This is a genomic window from Gluconobacter japonicus, from assembly GCF_015244665.1.
Taxonomy (GTDB): domain Bacteria; phylum Pseudomonadota; class Alphaproteobacteria; order Acetobacterales; family Acetobacteraceae; genus Gluconobacter; species Gluconobacter japonicus.
The window spans coordinates 95,672-104,499 of sequence record NZ_JABCQN010000008.1 but is presented as its reverse complement, the minus strand read 5'-3'; the positions used below and the strand labels follow the sequence as shown (position 1 = coordinate 104,499).

5 protein-coding genes and 1 pseudogene are annotated in these 8,828 nt (G+C 51.3%); 1 reads left to right on the top strand and 5 read right to left on the bottom strand.

Translation table 11 applies throughout. From position 1 onward, the window contains the following. Positions 1–219, top strand: a 219-nt coding sequence (locus HKD32_RS15295) for a PIN domain-containing protein (RefSeq protein ID WP_337905551.1), incomplete at its 5' end; no start/stop codon positions are given. 225 nt (positions 220–444) lie between these two features. Here the strand turns inward: HKD32_RS15295 and HKD32_RS13530 are convergent. The 5 genes and pseudogenes from HKD32_RS13530 to HKD32_RS13510 all read right to left on the bottom strand — a co-directional run. Then, positions 445–1,266 (bottom strand): annotated as a pseudogene (locus HKD32_RS13530) (IS5 family transposase); the annotation flags it as partial. A 64-nt stretch (positions 1,267–1,330) separates the two neighbouring features. Beyond that, entirely contained in the window at positions 1,331–2,104 is a 774-nt protein-coding gene (locus HKD32_RS13525; RefSeq protein WP_145995811.1) for a hypothetical protein, read from the bottom strand. A 468-nt stretch (positions 2,105–2,572) separates the two neighbouring features. Further along, positions 2,573–3,778 carry a GIY-YIG nuclease family protein gene (locus tag HKD32_RS13520; RefSeq protein WP_062105648.1) on the bottom strand — a complete coding sequence of 402 codons (1,206 nt, stop codon included), beginning with the start codon at positions 3,776–3,778 and terminating at the stop codon, positions 2,573–2,575. After that, complete coding sequence (locus tag HKD32_RS13515) at positions 3,778–5,871, bottom strand: DEAD/DEAH box helicase (RefSeq protein WP_194258258.1); 2,094 nt, start codon at positions 5,869–5,871, stop codon at positions 3,778–3,780. Before HKD32_RS13515 ends, HKD32_RS13520 begins: the two co-directional genes overlap by 1 nt. Beyond that, positions 5,864–8,578, bottom strand: coding sequence for a class I SAM-dependent DNA methyltransferase (locus HKD32_RS13510; protein ID WP_194258257.1), 2,715 nt, complete (start codon positions 8,576–8,578; stop codon positions 5,864–5,866). Before HKD32_RS13510 ends, HKD32_RS13515 begins: the two co-directional genes overlap by 8 nt. Between the last annotated feature and the right edge of the window lie 250 nt (positions 8,579–8,828).

Here is an 8,828-nt window from a genome sequence, read left to right as displayed (position 1 = left end):
CTGATCGCGGCTCTACGCCTAGACGTGCGGCCTCTTGATCACAATTTGGCTCTAACGGCCGGATTGATGCGCGATGCGACCAAGCGGGTTGGTCTCAGTCACGGAGACCGCGCTTGTCTGGCGCTAGCCAAAAAAATGGGTCTCCCCGCGGTCACTGCCGATCGGGCATGGGCTGAAATTGCGGACGCAATCGGAGTTGAGGTGGTTCTCATTCGCTAGTCGTACGCAGTGTAAACCCTATGCAGGTTTTCTGTTCCACGGATACTTGCCCCCCAGGAGGAGCCGCTTGAAATAAGCGGACCTTCCGGTTTCGCCTCATATCCGACATTCAAATTATGTATTGGTCTCCCGAAAGCGGACATGTTTCTGCTGTCGCTTATAATTGAGATTAAATAACGGATTTATTACATAACGGCTTGCGCTTAGAGCCCTTTTGGAAATCCAAGGATGAGCGTTTCTGCGTAGCATGAGGCTTCCCATGGCGATGTGGATCATGGCCTCGGCAACGTCGATCCGTTGCTCGTAATCCTTCACAAGACGACGCCAGCGGATCCTCCAGCCGAAGGTCGGTTCAACGACCCATCGACGCGGTAGGACTTCAAACCCTTTCGCTGTATCTGATCGCCGGACGACCTCGACTGTGAAGTCGAGAAAAGCGGCCTTATCCATCAACTGGAGGCGATCATAGGTTCCATCGGCAAACAGGTGCTTCACCCAAGGCCAGCGTTTACGAATGGCATCAAGGATCATCTGTCCCCCTACGCTGTCCGAAATATCGGCTGTTGTCAGCCGGACCAAGAGAAGCCGGCCATCCGTATCAACTGCGATGTGGCGTTTTCGACCGACGATCTTCTTGCCTGCGTCATAACCACGCGTCTTTGCATGAGGCGCCTTGATACCCTGGCTATCAATGACGCTGCCCGATGGACTGGCTTCACGTCCTGCCGCTTCACGATCGAGCATCAGACAAATGCCATGAATGGTCTGGAACAGGAAACGGCGCATCAGCCGGCGAAACCACCAGTAAACCGTCTGCCACGGGCCAAAATGAACCGGAAGCATCTCCCAGCCGCAACCTGAGCGCACGAGATAGCACAGAGCATTGATGATCTCACGAAAATCGGTTGCCCGTTTCCGACCACGTCGGTTCGCAGGCGGCATCAGAGGCGCTAGGCGTTCCCATTCCTCATCTGTCAGGTCAGACGGATAGCGTTTCGTCCTGCGAGTAATATCGGCTATTCGGCCTCTCTGCTCGGGCGTCCACATCAAGAGCTTGAATCACGCGCGACACGCCCTGAAAACCCATCATGCTGAATTTCCAAAAGGGCTCTTAGGGAGCGCTTCCAATTAGTCTCCCACATTTTTTTAAAGCAGAAATCCAGTCACGATTTAAGAGGCCCGGAAGTAAACTAGTATCTTCAATCCATTTAGCTGTTTCCGGGCTAAATTTTTTGCAAAAATAAATGATATGATTAAATTCGTTCTGTAAATCCATTTTCACTATGGGATCTAAGTGTGCACATTTATTTCTTAAACGAATAATACGCTCCAGATCAAAATAGACATCTTTTCGCCTCGAAGGTCCCAGTTTATCAAAAACAGAATGAAAGCATTGTCTCCAATAAGGGTGGCTATTTGGGTTATCATAGGACGGTCCAAGCAGGGATAACCAGAAACCAAATGACAACTCAGATATTACGCCGCCGGACGTAACACCTTTAGCGCGCCTACTTGCAATAGCTATTGCATCATTTACGGCTTCTTTATAATTACCAACAATATTGTCGGACGCCTCCCATTTATTGTTCCCGTGTTTACCCCACCAATGGTCCGTCTTTAAATAATTGGACATCGCGGAATGCATGTGATTGCGGATGCTCAACTCGAACGGCTGCAAAGTTGCTAAAAACGCTGACGACAGCGCGAAATTCCATTCGTGCAACAAAATTGCATGACTATCGTCTACAGGAACCGGACATTTAATTCGGGATCGCCATGTAGCCAGTCTTTGATCATTTGCTATGGCTTTCCAATAATCTATTCTCTCGCGAGATAGAATTTTTTCAAACTCTGTTATCTCCGCCGGAGAAAAACATTGTGCCACAATTTTCCTCCTCGCATGGTATTGAATTAATGAGCGAAATTTTCTAGACTGTCAAACGTGGCCCCGGTTCACCTCTGCTTGCAAGTGTCCGGGGCTCCGCCAACATCAAAATAGAAATGCTTATTACGCTCTGAGGGCGTGCTGCTTTTTTGGGTCGTGCATGAAACTTTCTTTATGCATACCTAAAATTGTTGAGAAATTGGTTTGATAAGGTTGTGTCGTCAGACTGTCCACCATTGTGAAGCTACCCGTAAGTTTGAGCTTCTATTGCCGCTTCTCCCGTTTTTTTTCGAGAAGCGGACATTCCGTTCACCCCCCAGAGCTGCCTGAGAGACACCACGCAGGCGGCCAGATACCGTGATGAGCAACTGGGGCATTTAATGTGAAGATTTATGCAACGCACACGAAAGTGCATTTTACGTACGCGTGGGGTGAGCACCGTTAGAATTCGTGTCATCGCTCCACGCCTCAGTTCGGTACGATTTTCTGCGTCGCCACATCGTAGTGGAAGAGATGTAGCTGCCCGTCCTCGATCAGTTTAACGGCTTGGCCAACGTGTTCTGGCAGCACATAAAACCACTCTTTTGGCGAGATCTTCTTTCCAAGACGATCCACGACGAATAATTCGGCAGGGCGTGCGGATATAAAAAAGCGATGCAGAAGATCCTCAACTTTATGGCGGGAGAGGTTCTTGAGGCTGTATGTGGCGACGATATCCACTGGAGCTAGTAGAAATGTTGGATCGTTACGGGCATCAGCTACACGGCGGGCGACATCCTGACTGGTCACACCAATTTTGTGTAAGATCATCCGCTGCTCTCGAATGGCAGGATCCTCTGAGCGCGACCGGGCGACATAGATTGTGCCAGACAGTTCGAGTTGATCACTCTCCCATTCTGGATCAACCGGACCAAGACCCACCTTCTGCACGGTGCGCGCAGTCTTGTCTTCGGATAGCGACTTCCGGAAGGAAGACATTAAGGGATCGCTCTCTGTCCCGTTAGAGAAGATGACCCGTAACCGGTGATCCCGAGAGCCGCCGCGAGAGGTCATCTCAGACTTCTCAGCAATCATGGCGAGCAAACCGTTCCGGATGAAAAAATCCCCTTCTATGGGCTCAATAATGGCCCATTTCTTCACCGCTCTTACTTTTCGCTCTCCCGTCTCCAGAGCACGCTGTACGGCTTCAAAGCGCTCACGAAATTTCTCAAAATCCCGGCAGGGTACAAACTCAGCGCGATGATCGGGTATCACCCGTTCGCTTGAGGGGGTTGTGTGTTGGAAGGTGACGAGTGAGGGATCAACCTCCAGTTCGTCATCATCAAAGATATCATCGAGACTTTCCGGGATGGCCTCCTCAGGGACTTCGTCTTTCCACGAGCGAGGCGGGGCGATTGACTTTTCGTCCAGAAGTCCTAGGCGGTCGGCTGCTCGCATTTTCTCGGTTGGTGAAGTTTTTACAGCGCCCCAAGTCATCGCCAGCTTCATCTCGTCATGGGCAAGTGCCTCTGGGTCCGGCAAGCGGCCGTTCTGCTCGACAAAACGGGTAACGTCCAGCAACACCGCGACGCCACGATCTGTGGTGTTTCCACTTCGGGTACCACGTTGTTTGAGATCCAGAAGACCAAACTCGTCGTGTTCGCTGTAGATGTCATCCAGAGAGGGGCGCACCATTATTGTGCTGCCTCGCGTAGACGCTTGGCTTTTTCGGCTTTCAGCCAGGCAAGCGCTTCGGCCATGCGTTTCTCCAGTGTGTTAGCGGAGTTCACATTGGGCTCGCGGCCTTCTGTCGCGCGAAATGCTTTAATGCGCGGCCATAAAGTCCGTGCTTCGTCTCCACTCATATTCACACGCAAGGCAACCATGGCGGATTGCACATGCGCGAGGATCTCAGCATTCAACGATTTAGACGCGACTTCGAAGCGTTCCTGAAAGACGTTGATGCTATCAATCAACTCAATATCGATGTCCCGAACATTGATAAATTTCTTCACCATCTCCAGCAGAGTGTTCGGAGCACTGTCAGGTGTCTCCTCACCACCATCGTCCCCTTCGCCTGTTGTGGGGGCACCTTCGGTTGGTGGAGCACCAAGCACGGATTGCGCGCCCGTAATATCCTGCTCGGCTTGCTTGCGGGCCAATGTCAGGACGTTCATATGCGCAGCCAGATGCTGGCGAACGGATTCAGCCTCTTCTGTGTCCAACGTCTCGTAACGTCTTTCGATGATATCCGTCAGAACCATTTGCGTTGCGACTTCAGGGGCGGTCTCCGGTGAAAGCACACGGCGATCCATTTCCTGATAGGCCGTCGCCATCAGATCGTTCATGTCCTTTTCACAAATCGCCCGCGCGCGGTCTGTGGGTGGCTCCATGAGGCCTTTAATCCCGATGGTGACATTACCTTCATCATCCGTGCCAATCGGTGCACGAACATCCCCATCTTCCCGCCGGTAGAATTTCAGGTTCGGAGCGAGGACCTGCTCCATCAGCAATGAACCCGAGATTGCTTTCAGCATATCATTCACAGCATCAGTAACCGCGCCCGTTTCAACCCCGGGCTCAGCGACAAGGTTTGTGAACAAGGCGCGAGGCTTCCCGGGCGCATCACGGGTTGCACGACCGATGATTTGCACGATTTCAGTCAGGGAGGAGCGGTAGCCGATGGTCAGAGCGTGTTCACACCATACCCAATCGAAGCCTTCCTTGGCCATGCCAAGGGCGATGATGATATCAACTTTGGCTCTGTCAGCGTCATCATCACGCTTACCATCCGTTCCTCTAATTTCATGGGATAGAGCCGTCTTCACGTTGTTGCGGCCCGGACCATCATCCACTAGATCAGCAATCTTCAGAAGCCGTCCTTCTGCTGTGCGGACCAAATCAAAGCCGGTCTCAGGGTCTCGACCTTCATGCTTTCCCAAGAAATCGAGGATCCGACCCACCTCGTTGTATTTGTCATCAAATGCTTCAGATGAGCCGCGATGCGGGATATGGATAATCGTCTTTTGATTGGGGTTCAGAACGCCCTCAAGGCCGTTGATGTAATTCCCTTTATAGAAATCGTAATTGATGCCGAGTGCCTTGAGGAAGGCGTAGCTCTCCAATTGCTCGTAATAGCTGTAGGTAATCTTGGTGAAGCGGTCTTCGTCTTCCTCCCGGAGAACCGGATCTGAATCCCCACGGAAGTAGCTGCCCGTCATTGCCATGATATGGCATGCGTCACGGGTAATCAGGTTCCGCATAATAACGCCGAGGCGATTGTTGTCCGATGCCGAGACGTGATGGAACTCGTCTATCGCAATGAAGCACCGATCAAACGCTTCGATACCACTGGTCTCAATGACAGCATCAACGCCAAAACGGAATGTCGCATGGGTGCAGACCAAAACCTTTGCGTCGCTTTGTAGAAAAGCCTGAAACGCCTTGACCTTTTCTTTGCTCGCGTCATCGCCTGTCAGGCAGAGATTCCAGCGCGGCTCAACCTCCCAATTTGCCTCAAAGCCGTAGCTCATCAGATCGGTAGAGCGAAAAGAGCCACCGATTGACGTTTCAGGAACGCAAACGATCACCTTCTCCAGCCCCTGATGCAGCAGCTTATCAAGTGCCACGAACATGAGTGCGCGGCTTTTACCCGCAGCCGGGGGGGCTTTGAGAAGGAGAAACTGCGCGGCACGGGCATCGTAGGTACGAGCCTGCATCGGGCGTTGGCCTAATGCGTTCGTCTTGGCTGTTGACGTGCCATAGGTGACGTTGAGCATTTCAACCATGGGTCACGGCCTTTTTCTTTTTACTGGCAGTTTCTAGCGTTTTGATCTTGGCCGCATAGAGCTTGAAGAGTGTTTCTAGGCGTTCCGTGTCGTTGCGGAAGGGACGGCCGATATACATGCTCTCCAGTAGCTCATCGTTTTCTTTGTGCACGGCGCGAAGGTCGTCAGGCATTTTGTCCGGATCGTATAAGTCCGCGATCGTTTTGGGGTAGTGGGAGTAGCGGCATTTCAGGATGCGGCGTGCAGAGGCTGAGAGGGCTTCCAACTGCTTATCCGTGAACTTCGGGACTGGAAACGTATTCCAGCCGAGCGTGTTCGAATAGCGGAAATCGGATTTCAATTTGCCGCAGACAGTACCGATCCAGACGAGATGAAGACGGGACGCAATGAGCGCGATGCACCATTCAGGGGCGTCGTAGAGGACCTGATTGAGGTCCGATGAAATCACGTCAGCTCCCACTCGTTCCACTGGAAGGTACGGGCGGCGCTCTGAAGTAACGCGGGGGACGAGGATGGCGTGGTTTTTGGGAGCTAAAAGGTCACGGAATTGATGAGAGCGGGCGGCGAGTTTACGCCCTCCGGGATCTTTCATGCTGATACGAATATCGCGTGATTTTTCTATACGAGCGCTAATTATAGGAATTGAGCTCGCCTCAATTAGATCATGATCCATAATCCACAGGCAATAGCGTTCAATTCCTCGTACGACTTCCATGGAGCCCATAAACTTACGAATGAATTTCTCAGATCTTGGTTCAGATGCGATAAATTCTTCTCGCTCCTCGGAAGAAAGAATTAATGCACCACCTTCTGTTGGCTGGTTTCCACGAGGCATGAAAGGAAGGTTATATAAAGACTTGTTGATTCCAGTCACAAAAACATGGGGGCTGTCCACAAGGTAGGCATTTATATTCTCTACAATACTTTCAATAGATTCAGAAAATAGGCGTTTTTTTTCTTTTGAAAGTCTCCTAATCCCAATAATGGAACAAATGACGGCTGCCTTGGACGAGGCGTTATTACTCCATTTGAAATCCTTGTGCGCAAAAGAAATTTCCAGATCATCACTAAGAATATGCGGCCACAAAGCCGCAACAGATTGTCCTTGGCATATGGAGTTTGTTGATACGAATGCCGCTCGCACAGCATATTCACGCACAAAGCAGCTCGCTTTAAAAAACCATGCCGCTACAAAATCAAAGGCGGCAAAGCTCTTAACGTCTTTAGCAAAAACATAGGCCAAATCAGTTTTTTGTTCGCGGCTTTGAAAAGTTGACCCTAAAAACGGCGGATTCCCAGCAATAAAGACTTCCTCTTCTTTGACGGGCGGAGGGCAAATTTCTTCCCAATCAAGTCGGAGGGCATTTCCTGTATGAATGCGAGCAGCATCCCTCAATGGTAAGGCGGCAGGGCAACGCCCAAAAACGGCCTTAAAACTCGCATTGGCCTGATATTCAGCGATGAACAGCGCAAGTTTGGCTGTCTCAGCTGCAAAATCCGTGATTTCAATCCCGTAGAAATGGTCGATCTTGATACGCGAGAACATCTCGCTTGTGCCCATGGCATTACGGCCATCAAGCTCTTCCAGACGCTGCATGATGCGCGTCTCGCGTGCCCGGAGTTCTCGATAAGACACAACAAGGAAGTTCCCCGATCCGCAGGCGGGGTCAAACACACGGATGTGCGACATATGGCTCAGTGTTTGCTGAAGCGCGCGAGCACGATCCCAGCCTTTATGGATCTCCATGTCCAGATCATCGAGAAAAAGTGGCCCGATGACCTTCATGATATTCGGCACTGACGTGTAATGCATTCCCAGTTCAGAGCGTTGCTTGGGGTCCGCAACAGACTGGATCATCGAACCGAAAATATCCGGATTGATCTCACCCCAATCCAACCCACAGGCCTCACGCAGATAACCGAAAGCAGAGATATCGAATTTTGGCGCATCAATGGCGCCAGCAAACAGACCGCCATTCACGTAGTCCAGCTCACCGGTCCATGCGGGCAGACCTGTTCGCTCATGCTTGGGAAGGTTCATCGCCCGGAAGGCTGCAATAATCACCTTATGGGCTTCCTCACCTTTATCGCCTGCATAGGTGAAAATCAGGCGGGAGAATTGCTGCTCTGGAAAGATACCGACGTCTTCGGCAAACATACAGAAGATTAGCCGCATCATGAGTTGGTTCATCTCATGACGACGTGCATCTGTTCCCCAGTCGGGATTTGCCCTGATTAACGCGTCATAAAGCTTGGCGAGCTTACCCGTAGCCTTCACATCGACCGGGTTTTCCTCAACGGCGCGATATCGTTCTTTCCCCGCAGCGGGGAGGAAGAAGCCGAACTGATCCCCCAACTCTTTGAAGGCGCAATGAAGTGTTTCGCCCGAAGCAGTATGTTCCGCCGCAATCATCTCACCATCCGTTGCGAGCAGAATGGCGGGTTTGGCAGATTTCGTTTTCTTCGATGCTCTCAACTGCTCAAGAGTAGTGTCGCTCTTTCCGGTTGGGGCCGGTGCATAATGAAATCTCTTACCAAACAAGACCCCGCCCGGAAGTTCAGATTTATTGGTCGACCCGTTGCGAAGCTTTGAAATTGCCGCCTGTGAAGCATCTGTTGCTTCAGCAAACGAGAAGGGAAATTCGTCTGCATCAAAGGATGCCTCCACGATCTTGGATAGAGCGTCGTAGATTTCAGTCGGGTTCATGTCGGGCCTTGGGGTGCAGCAGAGTTCAGCAGGATCAAACAACTGGCGATATTACTGCAACCGTGTGTCACATATGACAAGGTAAGCCGGGACGTCAGGAGAAGGACGCCTATGTTTGTGTATCACTGCTTTTGGCTATACCGGCATGAGCCGCCCATGGACTTATGGATAGCCGTTTCACGGTCGCTCGCGTCCTGATGGACAGCCCTTCAGGCTGACCACAGGCGCGGCTCTGCCCACAAGTCCATAG